17 protein-coding genes are annotated in these 18,329 nt (G+C 57.2%); 8 read left to right on the top strand and 9 right to left on the bottom strand.

The annotated features are described in order from the left end of the window. Positions 1-16 precede the first annotated feature (16 nt). The gene (locus tag BFV65_RS17950) at positions 17-1,282 is read left to right on the top strand and encodes an oligosaccharide MFS transporter (RefSeq protein WP_022649415.1); all 1,266 of its coding nucleotides are present in this window, start codon (positions 17-19) and stop codon (positions 1,280-1,282) included. A 28-nt stretch (positions 1,283-1,310) separates the two neighbouring features. Beyond that, on the top strand, positions 1,311-2,498 hold the full coding sequence (locus tag BFV65_RS17945) for a glycoside hydrolase family 88 protein (RefSeq protein WP_069596959.1): 1,188 nt from the start codon (positions 1,311-1,313) through the stop codon (positions 2,496-2,498). Between the two features lie 12 nt (positions 2,499-2,510). On the opposite strand, the gene BFV65_RS17940 is transcribed toward BFV65_RS17945, so the two are convergent. From BFV65_RS17940 to qseB, 6 genes are all read right to left on the bottom strand, one after another. Next, positions 2,511-3,038, bottom strand: a complete 528-nt coding sequence (locus BFV65_RS17940) for a hypothetical protein (RefSeq protein ID WP_069596958.1) — start codon at positions 3,036-3,038, stop codon at positions 2,511-2,513. Positions 3,039-3,077: 39 nt separating this feature from the next. Next, on the bottom strand, positions 3,078-3,518 hold the full coding sequence (gene lysM / locus BFV65_RS17935; protein ID WP_069596957.1) for a peptidoglycan-binding protein LysM: 441 nt from the start codon (positions 3,516-3,518) through the stop codon (positions 3,078-3,080). A gap of 151 nt (positions 3,519-3,669) precedes the next feature. Continuing rightward, entirely contained in the window at positions 3,670-3,984 is a 315-nt protein-coding gene (locus tag BFV65_RS17930) for a putative quinol monooxygenase (protein ID WP_003862506.1), read from the bottom strand. Positions 3,985-4,014: 30 nt separating this feature from the next. Then, positions 4,015-4,596: an NAD(P)H-dependent oxidoreductase gene (locus BFV65_RS17925; RefSeq protein ID WP_022649411.1), complete on the bottom strand. Its 582-nt coding sequence runs from the start codon at positions 4,594-4,596 to the stop codon at positions 4,015-4,017. A gap of 104 nt (positions 4,597-4,700) precedes the next feature. Then, entirely contained in the window at positions 4,701-6,050 is a 1,350-nt protein-coding gene (qseC, locus tag BFV65_RS17920) for a quorum sensing histidine kinase QseC (RefSeq protein WP_069596956.1), read from the bottom strand. Then, positions 6,047-6,706, bottom strand: a complete 660-nt coding sequence (gene qseB / locus BFV65_RS17915; protein WP_022649409.1) for a quorum sensing response regulator transcription factor QseB — start codon at positions 6,704-6,706, stop codon at positions 6,047-6,049. Before qseB ends, qseC begins: the two co-directional genes overlap by 4 nt. Positions 6,707-6,845: 139 nt before the next feature. Between qseB and BFV65_RS17910 the strand changes: the two genes are divergently transcribed. The 5 genes from BFV65_RS17910 to BFV65_RS17890 all read left to right on the top strand — a co-directional run bounded on the left by BFV65_RS17910 (position 6,846) and on the right by BFV65_RS17890 (position 14,328). Continuing rightward, positions 6,846-7,247 (top strand): YgiW/YdeI family stress tolerance OB fold protein, encoded by a 402-nt coding sequence (locus tag BFV65_RS17910; protein WP_022649408.1) that lies wholly within the window; start codon positions 6,846-6,848, stop codon positions 7,245-7,247. A 118-nt stretch (positions 7,248-7,365) separates the two neighbouring features. Then, positions 7,366-9,624: a DNA topoisomerase IV subunit A gene (parC, locus tag BFV65_RS17905; protein WP_045622728.1), complete on the top strand. Its 2,259-nt coding sequence runs from the start codon at positions 7,366-7,368 to the stop codon at positions 9,622-9,624. 163 nt (positions 9,625-9,787) lie between these two features. After that, positions 9,788-10,525: a 1-acylglycerol-3-phosphate O-acyltransferase gene (plsC, locus tag BFV65_RS17900; protein ID WP_022649406.1), complete on the top strand. Its 738-nt coding sequence runs from the start codon at positions 9,788-9,790 to the stop codon at positions 10,523-10,525. A 61-nt stretch (positions 10,526-10,586) separates the two neighbouring features. Then, positions 10,587-11,999, top strand: coding sequence for a cell division protein FtsP (ftsP, locus tag BFV65_RS17895; protein WP_023298607.1), 1,413 nt, complete (start codon positions 10,587-10,589; stop codon positions 11,997-11,999). 151 nt (positions 12,000-12,150) lie between these two features. Then, entirely contained in the window at positions 12,151-14,328 is a 2,178-nt protein-coding gene (locus BFV65_RS17890) for a YgiQ family radical SAM protein (protein WP_069596955.1), read from the top strand. 89 nt (positions 14,329-14,417) lie between these two features. On the opposite strand, the gene dkgA is transcribed toward BFV65_RS17890, so the two are convergent. Further along, positions 14,418-15,245 carry a 2,5-didehydrogluconate reductase DkgA gene (gene dkgA, locus BFV65_RS17885; protein ID WP_023306942.1) on the bottom strand — a complete coding sequence of 276 codons (828 nt, stop codon included), beginning with the start codon at positions 15,243-15,245 and terminating at the stop codon, positions 14,418-14,420. 105 nt (positions 15,246-15,350) lie between these two features. Next, a complete protein-coding gene (yqhD, locus tag BFV65_RS17880) occupies positions 15,351-16,514 on the bottom strand; it encodes an alcohol dehydrogenase (RefSeq protein ID WP_023298604.1) in 1,164 nt (387 codons plus the stop codon). 195 nt (positions 16,515-16,709) lie between these two features. On the opposite strand from yqhD, the gene BFV65_RS17875 reads away from it, so the two are divergent. Then, a complete protein-coding gene (locus tag BFV65_RS17875) occupies positions 16,710-17,609 on the top strand; it encodes an AraC family transcriptional regulator (protein ID WP_017382749.1) in 900 nt (299 codons plus the stop codon). A gap of 45 nt (positions 17,610-17,654) precedes the next feature. Here BFV65_RS17875 and yghB read toward each other — a convergent pair whose 3' ends face one another. Further along, positions 17,655-18,314: a DedA family general envelope maintenance protein YghB gene (gene yghB, locus BFV65_RS17870; protein WP_015571869.1), complete on the bottom strand. Its 660-nt coding sequence runs from the start codon at positions 18,312-18,314 to the stop codon at positions 17,655-17,657. Between the last annotated feature and the right edge of the window lie 15 nt (positions 18,315-18,329).

The following is an 18,329-nucleotide window of genomic DNA, read 5'->3' as shown; positions in this document are numbered from 1 at the left end:
CGTCGGCGAGGATGATATGAAAAGCACATCGACAACTAACAGAACTGAATATTACAAAATCAGTAGCTTTATCTTTCTCTATTTCTTTACCTGGTCTGCCAGTATTGGACTGCTGGCGATCTGGCTTGGCCAGAAAGCCAATCTCAGCGGCTCGGTGATTGGAACCGTTTTTGCGGTGAACGGGATATTCTCCGTTATTCTTAAACCGATCTACGGCTATATTCTCGATAAGATCGGCATGAGCAAATACCTGCTCTATTTTGTGGTGATCATGTCGGCCCTGATGGCGCCGTTCTTTATTTACGTATACCAGCCGCTGTTAATGTCTAATACCCTGCTGGGGATTATTATCGGCGCGCTCTATTTAAGCTTTGCCTGGTACGCGGGTGTGGCGGCGTGCGAATCGTATTCCGACCGCTTTAGCCGCTTAAACGGCATGGAGTTCGGGCAAATTCGCATGTGGGGTTCGCTCGGCTGGGCGGTGGCATCGTCCTTCTCCGGCCTGCTTTTTAACCTCTCACCGGCGTATAACTTTATTCTCGGCAGCGTGGCATCGGTGGTGATGCTGATCGTCCTGCTGAGCCTGAAAGTGAACACTAACTCCATTCACGCGGGCGAGGTGCTGACGAAAGAGAAAATCGCCCCGTCAGACGTTTACGCCCTGCTGCGAAACCGCAAATTCTGGGCCTTCTGTCTGTACGTGGCGGGCGTGGCGTGGATGATGTTTATCGCCGAGCAGCAGTTCTCGCGCTATTTCGTCACCTTCTTCGATGATATTCATGAGGGCAACGCGGTATTCGGTTATCTCGGGACCGTGCAGTCGGGCATGGAATTTGTCATGTATATGGTGGTCCCGCTGTTTGTGAACTTTATTGGCGCCAAACGCGGGCTATTAATTGTCGGGCTGGTGGTCGGGGCGCGTCTGATTATTTCCGGCATGTGTGATTCTCACCTGTTAATTTCAGTGCTTAAGCCGCTGTACGGTCTGGAAATTTGTCTCCTGCTGGTGTCGGTATTTAAATATATCGCCGAGCATTTCGACAAGCGCGTCAATGCCACCATGTATTTACTCGGCTATCAGGCAATGCTCTACGTTGGCAACGTGGTGGTCTCTTCCCCTGCCGGCTATATGTATGACCGTATTGGCTTTGAGCACACCTATATCATCATGGGCGCAACGGCGCTGACCTTTACCCTTATTTCTGCTTTTACGTTATCCGCCTGTCAGAGCAAATGGCGCGGGGCTCGTGCGCTGAACGTAGCAGAAACGTCAACACGATAAATTACGCCGTCAAAGAAGGAACCGAAATATGTTAAGTCGTATCAAAGAAGAACGTCTGCCTGTTATCGCTGCGCCCGTTGACTCCCGCGCATTCAGCGATGAACTGAATTCGGCGCGCAGCCACGTTCTGGACCTGATTAGCCGTCATTTAACGGAGTTCGGCGACAAATTCCCGGCGGAAACCTGCCAGAACGGTTTTTATCCGCTGACTGACAACGTGGAGTGGACCACCAGCTTCTGGACCGGGCAGCTATGGCTGGCATGGGAGATGAGCGGCGAGAAAAAATTCCGCGCGATGGCGGAAAAACACGTGCGCTCGTTTGGCCTGCGCATCGCCGGGCGCAACGACACCAACACCCACGATTTAGGCTTCCTCTACACGCTCTCCTGCGTAGCCGCGTGGCGGCTGACCGGAAACCGCGAGGCGCGCGGCTTCTCGCTGCTGGCGGCGGAAGCTCTGCTGGAACGCTTCCACGAGAAGGCGAAGATCATCCAGGCGTGGGGCGATCTCTCCGATCCGGACCAGGCCGGGCGGATGATCATCGACTGCAACATGAACCTGCCGCTGCTCTACTGGGCAACGGAGCAGACGGGCGATCCGCGCTTTGCCGACGCCGCAAAAGCGCACGTCATGCAGGCGGCGACGTACCTCATTCGTGACGATGCCTCCACATTCCACACCTACTATATGGATGTGACAACCGGCGCACCGCGCTACGGCAACACCCAGCAGGGCTACGCCGACGACTCCTGCTGGTCACGCGGGCAGGCGTGGGGAATTTACGGCTTCCTGCTGAGCTATATCTATACCGGCGACGAGACGATGATCGCCCTGTCAAAACGGCTGGCGAACTACTTCCTCAATCGCCTGCCCGAAGACTACGTCTGCCACTGGGATCTGGCGCTGGTGGGCACCGACGCGCTGCGTGACTCTTCCTCGGCGGCGATTGCGGTATGTGGGCTGCTGGAGCTGGTGAAACACCTGCCGGTCACGGATCCGGATCGCGAGCGCTATATGGAGTGGGCTAAAGGCATTATGTCGTCACTGACGAAACACTATCTGATGGGGAGAGAAGAAAAGGGCAACGGGCTGCTTAAACACTCGGTTTACCACCTCGGGAGCAACAAAGGCGTGGATGAGTGCGCAAGCTGGGGAGATTACTTCTACGTTGAGGCGCTGGTGCGTTTCACCCGGAGCTGGAAACTGTACTGGTAACTGGCCGGGGGATTACCATCCAAGCACGTCTTTAATGACGCGCCGGTAGGGCGTATCAAGCTGGGCAGGCACGCGGCAAATATAGTCCTGCGCATGGCTACGGGTCTCTCCGCTGAGGCCGTCGAGATAAGCGATGGCTTCGTCCACGGCAGGAACCCTGCCTTCCTGTGACGCGCTTCTCGGCGGGAGCCCGGTCCAGATGATCGCTTCAATACCTTTCTCCCTGGCCCATGTTGTCAGGATACCCGTGTCGCGTCCGGTGATTAGCAGCGAGTCAATACCATCGCAGCGATCCTCGGGAATGGCTTCGCGCTCACGCAAAGCGCGGCAGGCCACGCTCAACGTTGTGGCCTCCAGCCATGCCCAAAGCACCGGCACGGCAGGGGCATTCATACAGATGGCGGTCGCCAGTTCACCGCCATCGCTGACCCGACAGAACTCGACGGGCAAAGAAGGCCCGTCGGTCTGCCACTCACCGGCTACCGGTAACGCGCCGCTTTTCCAGATTAACGAACCCCAGCCAAGACAAGCTATTTTCATTCTGTTCCTCTGCGCGACGTGAACCGACTGTTTTAGACGTTATGCTTTAGGAATACGCAGCGTCTGGCCGGGATAGATTTTATCGGGGCTGGAGAGCATAGGGCGGTTAGCCTCAAAAATCTTGTTGTACTGGTTAGCATCGCCGTACACGGTTTTAGAGATCGCTCTCAGGGTATCGCCGGATTTCACCGTATAGTAAGTAGCTTCATCTTTGGCATCTGTCGCGGTGATGTTGTTCTCCACCTCGCTGACGCCTGCGATGTTGCCGACGGCGACCTGGATTTTTTCTTTCTGCTCCTGCGTCAGCCCGTCGCCCGTCACGCTGGCTTTGCCGTCGGTGACGTCAACCTGAACCTTATCGGAACCGGGAATGTTGAGTTTCTTGAGGTGCTCGGTGATTTTGTCGCTCTGACCCTTATGATCGGTCAGATTGTCCCACAGCTTTTCGCCTGCTTCTTTCACGAAATTAAAAAGACCCATTCCATCCTCCTGTTTAACATGAAGTCAGAATAAGCATAGCAGTTGAGTGTTAAGGTGATAAAAAAAGCCCGGTGGCGTTAACGCTTACCGGGCCTGGGAGGGAAGTTGTAGGCCGGGTAAACGCAGTGCCACCCGGTAAATTTCACAGAACTTAAACCCCTTGCTCCAGAATACGAATATGGGTTTCCAGAACGTCCCCTTTCACCGCGTCGCTCCACGCTTTCATATGCGCGGTCTGCAAATGCGCTTCAAGGTGCGCGACGGTTTCCCACTGCTCAACCATGATGATCGAGTCTGGCGCGGTCGCCTGGAAGCTTGCGCTGGTGGCGGCGTCCACCATTGGCGCGTAGCCGTGGCAGCCTTCTTCTTTCAGTACGGTCGGGATGATCTTTGCGAACTCATCCAGCACCGCCTGGCGGTGATGTTGGCCAGGACGCGTACGGATTTCAGCAATAACGGTAAGCATAATTAACTCCTTCTAATTCCAGGCTACCAGTTAAGCAAAAATTTCCGCGAGATGCTTGCGATATTCTGCGATATAGCGTGGGACGTCCGGCATTTTAATTACGTCATTGACGATAAAGGTCGGCAGCGGCTCCATAGCCAGGAACTGATTCGCCTTGTGGAATGGCAGATACGCGCCGTCTACGCCTACGCCTTCAAAGAACTGATCTTGCTCGGTGAACGCTTCAAGCGGGGCATTCCAGGTCAGGGAGAGCATGTATTTCTTGCCCTGCAACAGGCCGCCGGAACCGTATTTTTTAGACGCGTCTGAGCGGGTGCGGCCGTCGCTGGCATACAGCGAACCGTGACCTTCGGTAAACACATCGTCCATGTATTTTTTCACGGTCCACGGTGCGCCCATCCACCAGCCCGGCATCTGCCAGATAACCACGTCGGCCCACAGGAAGTTCTGCACTTCGGCCTTCACGTCGTAATCGCTGTCCGCGCGCACGACCTTAACATCATGTCCGGCGTCGCGCAGGAAACCATCCGCGACCTCGGTCAGGGTGTCATTGAGCTGGCCTTTAGAGTGCGCAAATTCTTTCGCGCCGTTGATAATCAGAATGTTGCTCATTATTTGTCCTCGATGCTGAGAGTATGCCAGGTATTCTACGCGCGAGGACGGAGCGGAAAAATAAGCAAAATGTGCAAAGTCTTTTGCGCTCAGCGCAATAATGGCTACCAGCTGACGGTCACCTCAAAGCCCCCTTCAGGCGCATTGCCCAGCGAGACGCGCATCCCGTGTAACGCCGCGATGCGCTTCACGATAGACAACCCCAGACCGCTGCCGGTGGCGTCCTGGCCCGGTGGACGATAAAAGCGCTCGCCGAGACGCGCCAGCGCATCGGTTGAAATGCCCGGGCCGTTGTCGCGCACGGTAAAGCTTTGGGTGTTCAGCGTCACGTCCACCACGCTGCCGCGCGGGCTGTAACGAACGGCGTTGTCCAGCAGGTTACGCGCCAGCAGGCTCAGCAATAGCGGCTGTCCGTGACGCATCACCTCGGGCGCGTTGACGTTGAGCCGAATATCAATGCCCGCCTGCTGCGCCGGATGCCAGATATCCAGCACCGCGGATTGCAGCAAATCGGCCATCATCACGGGTTCGACGTTATCAAGATTATCCAGTGAATCCAGGCGCGACAGGGTGAGAAGCTGATCCACCAGCCGGGAGGCGCGGTCGATGCCCGCATGCAATTGCCCCAGCGCTTTAGACTGCGCCCCGGGATCGTCAAGTGAAAGCTGCGCCACGTCGGTTTGCACCTTCAGCGCGGCAAGCGGGCTGCGCAACTCATGAGCGGCATCCGAGGTGAAGCGGCGCTCGCGGGCCATCATCTCCTGCGTACGGGCGAAAAGATGGTTAAGCGCATCAAGCAGCGGGCGAACCTCCGTCGGCACGCCGTGGGTGGGCAGCGTATCGGTCGCATCCGGCGAGCGTGAACGCAGGGTCTGCGCCAGGTTTTTCAGTGGTTTCAGTTCCCGGCTCAGCAGGACAATCAGCAACAGCAGCATTACGGGCAGCGCCACCAGCCACGGCGTCAGCTGTGAGCTGACCACATCCAGCGCCATATCCTGTCGGTACTCCCACTCCTGGCCAACCACCACGCGGTATTTCCCGTCCGGGGAGGTCAGCCACAGGAAACGCCATTCGTCGTTGTCATCCTGCAACCGACCGTCATCAAATCCGTCCCGGCGGTAGTGATAAGGTATGTCGCGCCCGTTCTCACCGTCGTTAAGCACCATGCTGCCGTCTGCGGTGAAGATTGCGAAAGCCAGCGCATCGTCGTCAAGATGGCCGTGTTTGGCTTTTTTCGGCACCTCGCGCATGCGTTCCGGGGCGCGGAGTTCGTCCACGTCCATCGTCAGCAGCCGTTTGGCAAACAGCATCTGCTGGGTATCGAACAGCTTATCGAGCTTGTCGGTCGTCTGGTGCCAGGCCACCACGCTTGCGGCAAACCAGGCCGCCAGGGACAGCAGCAAAAAGAGGAGCGTCAGGCGCAGCTTCAGGCTCAGGCGTTGGGTCAGTTTCATGCGTCACCCAGGGTATAACCGATGCCGTGCACGGTGCGGATAAATTCGCTGCCGAGCTTGCGGCGTAAATGATGAACGTGGACTTCGACGGCGTTGCTGGAGACGTCATCATCCCAGTTGTAGAGTTTCTCTTCGATGGCCTTGCGCGGTAGCACGCGGCCCGCGTTGCGCATCAGCAGTTCCAGCAGGGCGAACTCTTTGGGTTTGAGCACCAGCGTTTCGCCCTCCAGCGTGGCGACGAGACTTGCCGGATCGAGCGTGACCTTGCCGTGACGCAGCTCGCTGCGCGCCTGCCCGTGGCTGCGGCGCACCAGCGCTTCGAGGCGGGCTGCCACTTCAATCAGCGCGAACGGCTTACACAGGTAATCATCCGCCCCCAGGCGTAACCCTTCGACGCGCTGATTCAGCGCATCCCGCGCGGTGAGGATCAGCACCGGTTCGCTCTTACCGCTTTCGCGCCAGGCGCGCAGGATCTCAAGCCCGTCGATTTCCGGCAGCGTCAGGTCCAGCACCACGGCATCGTACGGCGCGGTGTACAGGGCCGCCTGCCCGGTTTTACCGTCGGTAAACCAGTCCACGTTAAAGCCCATTTTGCTTAAGCCCGCTTTGATGCCATCGCCGATGAGCTTGTCGTCTTCTACCAGTAAAATGCGCATATTTCCTCCTTGATGCCGTCAGTAAACCTTCTGCAAGCGCCTGCTGTACAGTAAAAATAAATAAATTTTCCCCTTAAGAAGTTGTTAAGGTTTACCCTGTTTAATGGATTGTGAAACGACATTAAAGGGAGAGATTAAGATGAAAAAATACGCTGCAATTGCTGCCATCATGATGATGACCACTGCCCCTGTTTTTGCTGCACAGGGTGGCTTCTCTGGCCCATCTGCGACACAGACCCAGACGCAAACCCAGCAGGGTGGCTTTGTCGATAATAACGCCAACCTCACTACCGCGGCTAAAGTCAAAGATATGAAGGACGACAGCTGGGTGAAGCTGCGCGGTAATATTACCGAGCGCCTGTCCGATGACCGTTACACCTTCCGCGATGAAAGCGGCACGGTGGTGGTGGAGATCGACCACAAGCGCTGGAACGGCGTGACGGTGACGCCACAGGATAAAGTCGAACTCCAGGGTAAAATCGATAAAGACTGGAACGAGTTTGAAATCGACGTGAAGCAGGTTATCAAGCTGAACAAATAACCCGGAAAGGGCCGCTTATGCGGCCCTTTTTCTTTGTGACTCAACTCGCCAGATGAGGTAGTATCTGCGGCAATATTGCCTGAAACCCATCGGTTTCTGAGTTGAGGAATCACACGTAATGAGCGATATGGCAGAGCGCCTCGCGCTACATGAATTCACGGAAAACGCCTACCTGAACTACTCCATGTACGTCATCATGGACAGGGCGTTGCCGTTTATCGGGGATGGCCTGAAGCCCGTTCAGCGCCGCATCGTCTATGCGATGTCCGAACTGGGGCTGAATGCGACCGCCAAGTTCAAGAAATCCGCCCGTACCGTCGGTGACGTGCTGGGGAAATACCATCCGCACGGTGACAGCGCCTGCTATGAAGCGATGGTGCTGATGGCCCAGCCGTTCTCTTACCGCTATCCGCTGGTGGATGGCCAGGGGAACTGGGGGGCGCCGGACGATCCGAAATCCTTCGCGGCGATGCGTTATACCGAATCCCGCCTGTCTAAATATGCCGAAGTGCTGTTGGGCGAGCTGGGGCAGGGTACGGTCGACTGGGTGCCAAACTTCGACGGTACGATGCAGGAGCCGAAAATGCTGCCTGCGCGTCTGCCGAACATCCTGCTGAACGGCACGACCGGTATCGCCGTGGGAATGGCGACGGACATTCCGCCGCACAACCTGCGTGAAGTGGCGAAAGCCGCCATCACCCTGATTGAGCAGCCAAAAACCTCGCTGGACGATCTGCTGGATATCGTGCAGGGGCCGGACTATCCGACCGAAGCCGAGATCATCACCTCGCGTGCGGAAATCCGTAAAATCTACCAGAACGGCCGCGGCTCCGTGCGCATGCGTGCGGTATGGACCAAAGAGGATGGCGCCGTGGTGATCACCGCGCTGCCGCACCAGGTCTCCGGCGCGAAGGTGCTGGAGCAGATTGCCTCCCAGATGCGCAATAAAAAGCTGCCGATGGTGGACGACCTGCGTGACGAATCGGACCACGAAAACCCGACCCGTCTGGTGATTGTGCCGCGTTCTAACCGCGTGGATATGGAGCAGGTGATGAACCACCTGTTCGCCACTACCGATCTGGAAAAAAGCTACCGCATCAACCTGAACATGATTGGTCTGGACGGTCGCCCGGCGGTGAAAAACCTGCTGGAGATCCTCACCGAATGGCTGGCCTTCCGCCGCGATACGGTGCGCCGCCGTCTGAACCATCGCCTGGAGAAAGTGCTTAAGCGCCTGCATATCCTCGAAGGTTTGCTGGTGGCGTTCCTCAACATTGACGAAGTGATTGAGATCATTCGTACCGAGGACGAACCTAAGCCTGCCCTGATGTCGCGCTTTGGCATCAGCGAAACCCAGGCTGAAGCGATCCTCGAACTGAAGCTGCGCCATCTCGCTAAGCTGGAAGAGATGAAGATCCGCGGCGAGCAGAACGAGCTGGAAAAAGAGCGCGATCAACTTCAGGCGATTCTGGCGTCCGAGCGCAAGATGAACACCCTGCTGAAGAAAGAGTTGCAGGCCGATGCCGACGCCTTTGGCGACGACCGTCGTTCTCCGCTGCATGAGCGCGAAGAAGCGAAGGCGATGAACGAGCACGACATGCTGCCGTCCGAGCCGGTGACCATCGTGCTTTCCCAGAGCGGCTGGGTGCGTAGCGCCAAAGGCCACGATATCGACGCGCCGGGTCTGAGCTACAAATCCGGTGACAGCTTCAAGGCGGCGGTGAAGGGCAAGAGCAACCAGCCGGTGGCGTTTATCGACTCCACGGGCCGCAGCTACGCCATTGATCCGATCACGCTGCCATCCGCGCGCGGGCAGGGCGAACCGCTGACCGGCAAGCTGACGCTGCCGCCGGGCGCCACGGTTGACCATATGCTGATGGAAGCCGACAATCAAAAACTGCTGATGGCGTCTGATGCTGGCTACGGCTTTATCTGCACCTTTAACGATCTGGTATCGCGTAACCGCGCCGGTAAAGCGCTGATCAGCCTGCCGGATAACGCCCACGTCATGCCGCCGCTGATCATCGAGAACGAAAGCGATATGCTGCTGGCGATCACCGCTGCCGGACGCATGCTGATGTTCCCGGTCAGCGATCTGCCGGAGCTGTCGAAAGGGAAGGGCAACAAGATCATCAGTATCCCGTCAGCGGAAGCGGCAAAAGGCGAAGATAGCCTGGCGCATCTCTTCCTGCTGCCGCCGCAGAGCACGCTGACCATTCATGTCGGCAAACGTAAGATCAAACTGCGTCCGGAAGAGTTGCAGAAGGTGGTTGGCGAGCGCGGACGTCGCGGCTCACTGATGCGTGGCCTGCAGCGCATCGACCGCGTGGAGATCGACTCGCCGGCGCGCAGCAAAGCGGACGACAGCGAAGAGTAACCTGTTTCATCCCCCCCTCTTTCCGGAGGGGGATTACCATAAAATTTCCCGTAAAAACGTTGTTAATTCGTGCGTTGCGATTAACAATACGCGCTCGTAATAAAGTCCTTACCTGGCCACAGGTGAAGTATAATTGTCAGCTGTCAGGGCTTCAGAGGTCGCTATGCTATACATTGTTCGTCTTATTCTTACCGTTATTTACTGCATTCTGGTCTGTATTTTCGGATCGATTTATTGCCTGTTCAGCCCGCGTAACCCAAAACATGTCGCGACGTTCGGGCACATGTTTGGTCGCCTTGCGCCATTGTTCGGCCTGAAGGTTGAAAAGCGTCTGCCTGAAGGGGCGGAGAATTTCGGTAACGCCATCTATATCGCTAACCATCAGAACAACTACGATATGGTGACGGCCTCAAATATTGTTATTCCGCCGACCGTAACCGTCGGGAAAAAGAGCCTGCTGTGGATCCCGCTTTTCGGCCAACTGTACTGGCTCACCGGTAACTTGCTGATTGACCGCAACAACCGTGCGAAAGCGCATGGCACCATTGCGGAAGTGGTGGATCAGTTTAAAAAGCGCCGGATCTCAATCTGGATGTTCCCGGAAGGGACGCGCAGCCGCGGTCGCGGCCTGCTGCCGTTCAAGACCGGCGCGTTTCATGCTGCAATTGCGGCAGGCGTTCCAATTATTCCCGTGTGCGTTTCCAATACATCGAATAAGATTAATCTTAACCGTCTGAAAAACGGACTGGTCATTGTCGAAATGCTACCGCCGGTGGATACCTCCAAATACGGTAAAGACCAGGTGCGCGAGCTGGCCACGCACTGCCGCGAGCTGATGGCTCAGCACATTGCACAGCTCGATAAAGAAGTTGCAGAGCGAGAAGCCGCCGGTAAGATTTAACCCGGTTTCGTTCAAGGGAAAACGAATTCCCGCGTTGTTAGTCGTTTCAGATGGAGCTTATATGTCACTCAGTCGGCGTCAGTTTATTCAGGCTTCGGGTATCGCCCTTTGTGCGGGTGCGATGCCGCGGACAGCCAGCGCCGCCGGGCAGCAACAGCCGCTGCCTATTCCGCCGTTGATTGAATCCCGTCGCGGACAGCCGCTATTCCTCACGCTTCAGCGTAGCCACTGGTCCTTTACCCAGGGAACGCGCGCGCAGGTATGGGGCATTAACGGACGCTACCTCGGGCCGACCATTCGCGTGTGGAATGGGGATGACGTCAAGCTCATCTACAGTAACCGGACGACGGAAAATGTCGCAATGACCGTCAGTGGGTTGCAGGTGCCGGGGCCGCTGATGGGCGGCGCGGCGCGCATGATGTCGCCGAATGCCGACTGGGCGCCCGTCCTCCCGATTCGTCAGAGCGCGGCGACATTGTGGTATCACGCCAACACCCCGAACCGCACCGCCCAGCAGGTCTATAACGGCCTGGCCGGGATGTGGCTGATTGAAGATGAGGTCAGTAAAACGCTGCCGATCCCGAATCACTACGGTGTTGATGATTTCCCGATCATTATTCAGGACAAGCGTCTGGATAACTTCGGTACGCCGGAGTACAGCGAGCCGGGCAGCGGTGGCTTTGTGGGCGATACGCTGCTGGTTAACGGCGCGCAAAGCCCGTATGTCGAAGTGTCTCGTGGCTGGGTGCGCCTGCGTCTGTTGAATGCCTCTAACTCGCGCCGCTACCTGCTGCAAATGAGCGACGGCCGTGCCCTGCATGTGATTTCAGGCGATCAGGGGTTATTACCTGCGCCGGTGTCGGTGAAACAGCTGGCGCTTGCGCCGGGCGAACGTCGTGAAATCCTCGTGGATATGACCAACGGGGATGAAGTGTCCGTGACCTGCGGCGAAGCGGCAAGCATTGTTGACCGCATACGCGGCTTCTTTGAACCGTCGAGCGTTCTGGTCTCCACGCTGGTGCTGACGCTGCGCCCGACCGGCCTGTTGCCGCTGGTGACCGACAGTCTGCCGATGCGCCTGCTGCCGCAGGAAATTGTGACCGGCCCTGCAGTACGCAGTCGCGATATCAGCCTTGGCGACGATCCGGGCATCAACGGCGCGCTGTGGGACGTAAACCGTATTGATATCACCGCCCAGCAGGGAACCTGGGAGCGCTGGACCGTCCGCTCGGAGATGCCGCAGTCGTTCCATATTGAAGGGGTGTCATTCCTGATCCGCAACGTCAACGGGGCGATGCCGTTCCCGGAAGACAGGGGCTGGAAAGATACCGTTTGGGTGGATGGGCAGGTAGAACTGCTCGTCTACTATGGACAGCCGTCATGGCCGCACTTCCCGTTCCTGTTCCACAGCCAGACGCTGGAGATGATGGACAGGGGGTCGGTAGGGCAGATGCTGGTGAATCCGGCACCGTAAAACGAGTCGGGTGGCGGCTTCGCCTTACCCGACCTACAGGCCCGTAGGCCCGGTAAGCGTAGCGTCACCGGGCAATAAATACCCCTTCATTTCCCCCGATAAACCAGCGTATAATCCCGCTCCTTTTGTCTATTTTTTCTTCGGAAGCATTATGAGCGCAATTTCCCTGATCCAGCCGGATCGCGACCTCTTCTCCTGGCCCCAGTACTGGGCAGCCTGCTTTGGACCGGCGCCGTTCCTGCCGATGTCCCGGGAAGAGATGGATCAACTGGGCTGGGACAGCTGCGATATCATTCTGGTGACGGGTGATGCGTATGTCGATCACCCGAGCTTTGGCATGGCGATCTGCGGCCGTATGCTGGAAGCTCAGGGTTTCCGCGTGGGGATTATTTCTCAGCCTGACTGGAACAGCAAAGACGACTTTATGCGTCTGGGTAAACCTAACCTGTTCTTTGGCGTGACCGCGGGCAACATGGACTCGATGATCAACCGCTATACCGCGGACCGTAAGCTGCGTCATGACGACGCTTATACGGCAGATAACGTGGCGGGTAAACGTCCCGATCGCGCGACCCTCGTCTACACCCAGCGATGCAAAGAAGCATGGAAAGACGTGCCGGTGATCCTGGGCGGCATCGAGGCGAGCCTGCGCCGCACCGCGCACTACGACTACTGGTCTGACACCGTGCGCCGTTCGGTGCTGGTGGATTCGAAAGCCGACATGCTGATCTTCGGCAACGGCGAGCGTCCGCTGGTGGAAGTGGCGCATCGCCTGGCGCAGGGTGAAGCGGTCAGCGAGATCCGCGACGTGCGCAACACCGCGATCATGGTGAAAGAGGCGCTGCCGGGCTGGAGCGGGGTGGATTCCCGCATTATCGATATGCCGGGCAAAATCGACCCTATCCCGCACCCGTACGGTGACGATCTGCCGTGCGCGGATAACAAACCAGTTGAGCCGAAGAAAGCGGATGCAAAGGCCGTGGTGGTGCAGCCGCCGCGTCCGAAGCCGTGGGAAAAGACCTATGTGCTGCTGCCGTCATATGAGAAGGTCAAAGCTGACAAGGTGCTCTACGCACACGCCTCCCGTATTCTGCACCATGAAACCAACCCGGGCTGTGCCCGCGCGTTGATGCAAAAGCACGGCGAGCGTTATATCTGGGTTAACCCGCCGGCGATCCCGCTCTCTACCGAAGAGATGGACAGCGTTTTTGCCCTGCCGTACAAGCGTGTGCCGCATCCGTCATATGGCAACAGCCGTATTCCGGCGTACGAGATGATCCGCTTCTCGGTCAACATCATGCGCGGCTGCTTCGGCGGGTGCTCCTTCTGTTCGATCACCGAACACGAAGGTCGTATTATTCAGAGCCGTTCCGAAGAGTCGATTGTTAACGAGATCGAAGCGATTCGCGACACGGTCCCGGGCTTTACCGGCGTAATCTCCGATCTGGGTGGTCCAACGGCTAACATGTACATGCTGCGCTGCAAATCGCCGCGCGCTGAGCAGACCTGTCGTCGTCTCTCCTGCGTCTATCCGAGCATTTGCGAGCATATGGACACCAACCACGAGCCGACGATCAACCTTTACCGTCGCGCCCGTGACCTGAAAGGCATCAAGAAGATCCTGATCGCCTCCGGCGTGCGTTACGACATTGCGGTGGAAGATCCGCGCTACATCAAAGAGCTGGCGACGCACCACGTGGGCGGTTATCTGAAGATCGCCCCGGAGCACACCGAAGAGGGCCCGCTGTCCAAAATGATGAAGCCGGGCATGGGCAGCTATGACCGCTTTAAACAGCTGTTTGATACCTTTTCAAAACAGGCGGGGAAAGAGCAGTATCTGATCCCATACTTCATCTCCGCGCACCCCGGCACCCGAGATGAAGACATGGTGAACCTGGCGCTGTGGCTGAAGCAGCGTCGATTCCGTCTGGATCAGGTGCAGAACTTCTACCCGTCGCCGCTCGCTAACTCGACGACCATGTATTACACCGGCAAAAACCCGCTAAGTAAGATTGGCTATAAGAGTGAAGACGTGGTGGTGCCGAAAGGGGATAAACAGCGCCGTCTGCACAAAGCGCTGCTGCGCTATCACGACCCGAAAAACTGGCCGCTGATCCGTCAGGCGCTGGAAGAGATGGGGAAAAAGCACCTGATCGGCTCGCGTCGTGATTGCCTGGTGCCTGCGCCAACGCTGGAAGAGATGCGCGAAGCGCGCCGCCAGAACCGCAATACGCGCCCGGCGCTGACCAAGCACACGCCAATTGTGCATCAGCGTTCGAACGGTGGGGCTTCGGGGACGAAAAAAACGGGAAAACGTAAGATCGGATAACGATGATGCCCTCACCTCGGCCCTCTCCCACAGGGAGAGGGTGGAAAGCATTCCCTCTCCCTGTGGGAGAGGGTTAGGGTGAGGGGAAACTACCCGCCAAACTGATCCGGGTCCGGCCCAAGCCGCTTGCCCTGATCTAGCTTCGCAATCTCACCCAGCTCGTCTTTATCCAGGCGGAAATCCCAGACGTCGAAGTTCTCGGCGATACGCGATGGCGTGACCGATTTCGGGATCACCACCAGACCGCTATCCAGATGCCAGCGAATGACGATCTGCGCCGGCGTTTTGCCGTACTTATCCGCCAGCTCGCGGATAATTTTCTGGTCAAACACCCCTTCGCCGCCCTGAGCCAGCGGGCTCCAGGATTCGGTCTGGATCTTGTGCGTGGCGTTCCACGAATGAAGCTGGCGCTGCTGCATCAGCGGGTGTAGCTCAATCTGGTTAATCACCGGCGCGACGCCCGTTTCATCAATCAGGCGTTGCAGGTGATGAACCTGGAAATTACAGACGCCGATGCTTTTAATCAGCCCCTCTTTTTGCAGCTCAATCATCCCTTTCCAGGCATCAACGTAATGGTCGATAGCCGGTACCGGCCAGTGCATGAGATAAAGATCGACGAAATCGAGCTGGAGTTTCTCCAGGCTCTCCTGCAACGCTTCGCGGGGACGCTTTTGATCGTCGTTCCACAGCTTGGTGGTGATGAATAACTCATCGCGGGGAATGCCAGCGCTGGCAAGCGCGGTCCCCACGCCATCCTCGTTTTTATAGGCGGCGGCGGTATCAATGGACCGATAGCCGACTTCCAGGGCTTTATGAATGGCGGAGACGACCTCGTCGTTACCGGCTTTCCATACACCTAGCCCCAGCTGGGGCATCACGTTGCCGTCCTGTAGCTTGATTACGGTTTGGTTTGCCATTTTTCCTCCTTCAGGTGCTCATCGCCGGAGGGAACCTCCGACGATGTGATGTGCATTAAGTCTGGACGAAATGTCAAAAAACGAAAGTCAGGATCCTAAAAACGCTTAGCGTGCCGCTTCGTAAATACGACGGCTGACGTCCAGGGTGATGTCGCCGTGCTCGCCGATCTGCGTCATACCGTGTGCTTCCAGCTTCGCCAGCAGGGCAGGGATGGAGCTGCCGTCCAGGCCGTAGTCAGAGAGACGCGTTGGCACGCCCAGGCTTTCAAAGAAGTGACGGGTGGCTTCAATCGCGGCATCGATACGCGCATCGTCGGAACCCTCGGTGATGTTCCAGACGCGTTCGGCGTACTGGAGCAGTTTGGCGCGTTTAGCGTCACGTTTTTCATTCCACAGCGCAGGCAGAACCACCGCCAGCGTCTGGGCGTGATCCAGGCCGTGCATCGCCGTCAGCTCGTGGCCGAGCATATGGGTAGCCCAGTCCTGTGGCACGCCTGCACCGATAAGGCCATTCAGTGCCTGTGTTGCAGCCCACATCACGTTAGCACGCACGTCATAGTTTTCAGGCTCTTTCAGCGCTTTCGGACCTTCTTCAATCAGCGTCAACAGAATGCCTTCCGCGAAACGATCCTGAATTTTGGCGTTCACCGGGTAAGTGACGTACTGCTCAACGGTGTGAACAAAGGCGTCGACCACGCCGTTCGCCACCTGACGCGCAGGCAGGGTATAGGTGTAAACCGGATCGAGGATCGCGAACACGGGCTGAACGTGTTCGTTCATAAAGGCCTGCTTGTCACCGGTGGTTTTACGGGAGATGACCGCGCCTTTGTTGGACTCAGAGCCGGTGGCCGGCAGCGTCAGCACGGAGCCCATCGGGATCGCACTGCTGATGTCGCTGCCGCCCGTTTCCAGAATATGCCACGGGTCGATGCCGTCAGCGTAATGCGCTGCCGCCGCGATGAATTTGGTGCCGTCCAGCACGGAACCGCCGCCCACCGCCAGCAGGAAAGTGATCTGCTCGTCACGGGCGATTTTTACCGCGTTCATCAGCGTTTCATAAGACGGGTTAGGCTCGATACCGCCGAACTCGCGTACGTCCAGCCCTTCCAGAGCGCTGTAAACCTGATCCAGTACGCCGGTTTTTTTCACGCTGCCGCCGCCGTAGGTAATCAGGACGCGGGCGTCCGTCGGGATTTGCGCGCGCAGGTCAGCGATAGCGTCTTTACCAAACAGAATGCGGGTTGGGGTGTGAAGATTAAAGTTGTTCATGGCTTGTTCCCTGTAGTGGGTAAAAAATCGTGGTGGCGCAGAAGGCAACCTGATGCTGCACATTGTGGCGGGCAGGCGCTATCCTCTCAATGCACATTCCTGCCGATGTCTTGCCCATTTCTACAGCACGCTGGAGAAACGGTAAGAAAATGCGCACACTGTCAGCGTCGGAAACCGTACCCGGAGTAATTGAAAATGAACCGTGATGCCATCTGCCGCCAGCTAACGTCGCAGATTAAAAGACTGATAGATAACGGAAATGATTCGGCTGAGCTGTTGCCGGATATCCGATTGCTCTACGGTACCCAGCCCGGAACGCGCACCCCGGTGATGTATCAGCCCGGCATCGTGTTTCTCTTTTCTGGCCATAAGATTGGCTATATCAATGAGCGCGTGTTCCGTTACGACACCAATGAATATCTGCTTCTGACTGTACCTTTACCCTTCGAATGTGAAACTTTCGCGACAGAGGAGGTACCGCTGGCCGGGATCCGCGTCAACGTCGACATTCTCCAGTTGCAGGAGTTGCTGATGGAGATTGGGGAGGACGAACTTTTCCGGCCGTCGATGGCGGCAAGCGGTATCAACTCCGCGACCTTATCGGAGGAAATTCTCTGCGCGATTGAACGCCTGTTAGACGTGATGGAAAGGCCTCTGGACGCGCGTATTCTCGGAAAGCAGATTATCCGCGAAATTCTTTACCATGTGCTGCTGGGACCGGGCGGCGGGGCGCTGCTGGCGCTGGTAAGCCGGCAAACGCACTTCAGCCTGATTAGCCGCGTGCTGAAGCGCATCGAGAGCCAGTACACGGAAAACCTCAGCGTTGATCAGCTGGCGGCGGAAGCCAATATGAGCGTCTCGGCGTTTCACCATAACTTTAAATCCGTCACCAGCACGTCGCCGTTGCAGTACCTCAAAACTTACCGTCTGCATAAGGCGCGGATGCTGATGATCCACGATGGCATGAAGGCCAGCGCCGCGGCGATGCGGGTCGGGTATGAAAGCGCTTCGCAGTTTAGTCGGGAATTTAAGCGTTACTTCGGCGTCACGCCGGGGGAAGATGCGTCACGTATCAGAACCATGCAGGGAGCGTGAGGGGAAACGGAGGCCGGGTAAGCGGTAGCGCCACCCGGCTTTTATTTATGCGCTGCAATACTTTTTCTTGATCACCACCGCAATGGTACCCACCAGCCCTGCAACCAGCAGGAAAATCGGCAGGATCATCAGGAAGGTCATCACCTGGTCTTCATGGCGCTTAACAAAGGGGATCATATTCAGCGCGTAGCCGAGCGTGGTGACCACGCCCACCCAGAGCAGAGCGCTCAGCCAGTTGAAGAACTGGAAGCGGCGGTTAGAGAGGCCTGAAATACCCGCCATGGTAGGCAACAGGGTGCGAACGAACGCCAGAAAACGCCCGGCAAGCAACGCCAGCAGGCCGTGACGGTCAAACATGCAGGTCGCGCGCTGATGATATTTATGCGGCAGCTGCGCCAGCCAGCCTTTCACCACGCGGGTGTTTCCAAGCCAGCGCCCTTGCAGGTAGCTCAGCCAGCAGCCGAGACTGGCCGCAGAGGTGAGGATCACCATTGTTGGTGCGAAGTCCATCACGCCCTTGCCGATTAACGCCCCTGCGAGCAGGAGCAGGCTGTCACCGGGTAAAAATGAGGCTGGCAGTAATCCATTTTCCAGAAACAGCGTCGCGAACATCACGAAATAGACAATCCCGACGACATGTGGGTCCGCCAGCGCGGCAAAATCGTGTTGCCAGAGCGCCGTGATGATATTTTGAATAACAGCCATGGACTTTCCTGTGGA

Origin of the sequence: Enterobacter hormaechei subsp. hoffmannii (assembly GCF_001729745.1) — a bacterium.
Taxonomy (GTDB): domain Bacteria; phylum Pseudomonadota; class Gammaproteobacteria; order Enterobacterales; family Enterobacteriaceae; genus Enterobacter; species Enterobacter intestinihominis.
The sequence above is the reverse complement of the archived record's forward strand: the minus strand, read 5'-3'. Positions and strand labels throughout refer to the sequence as shown.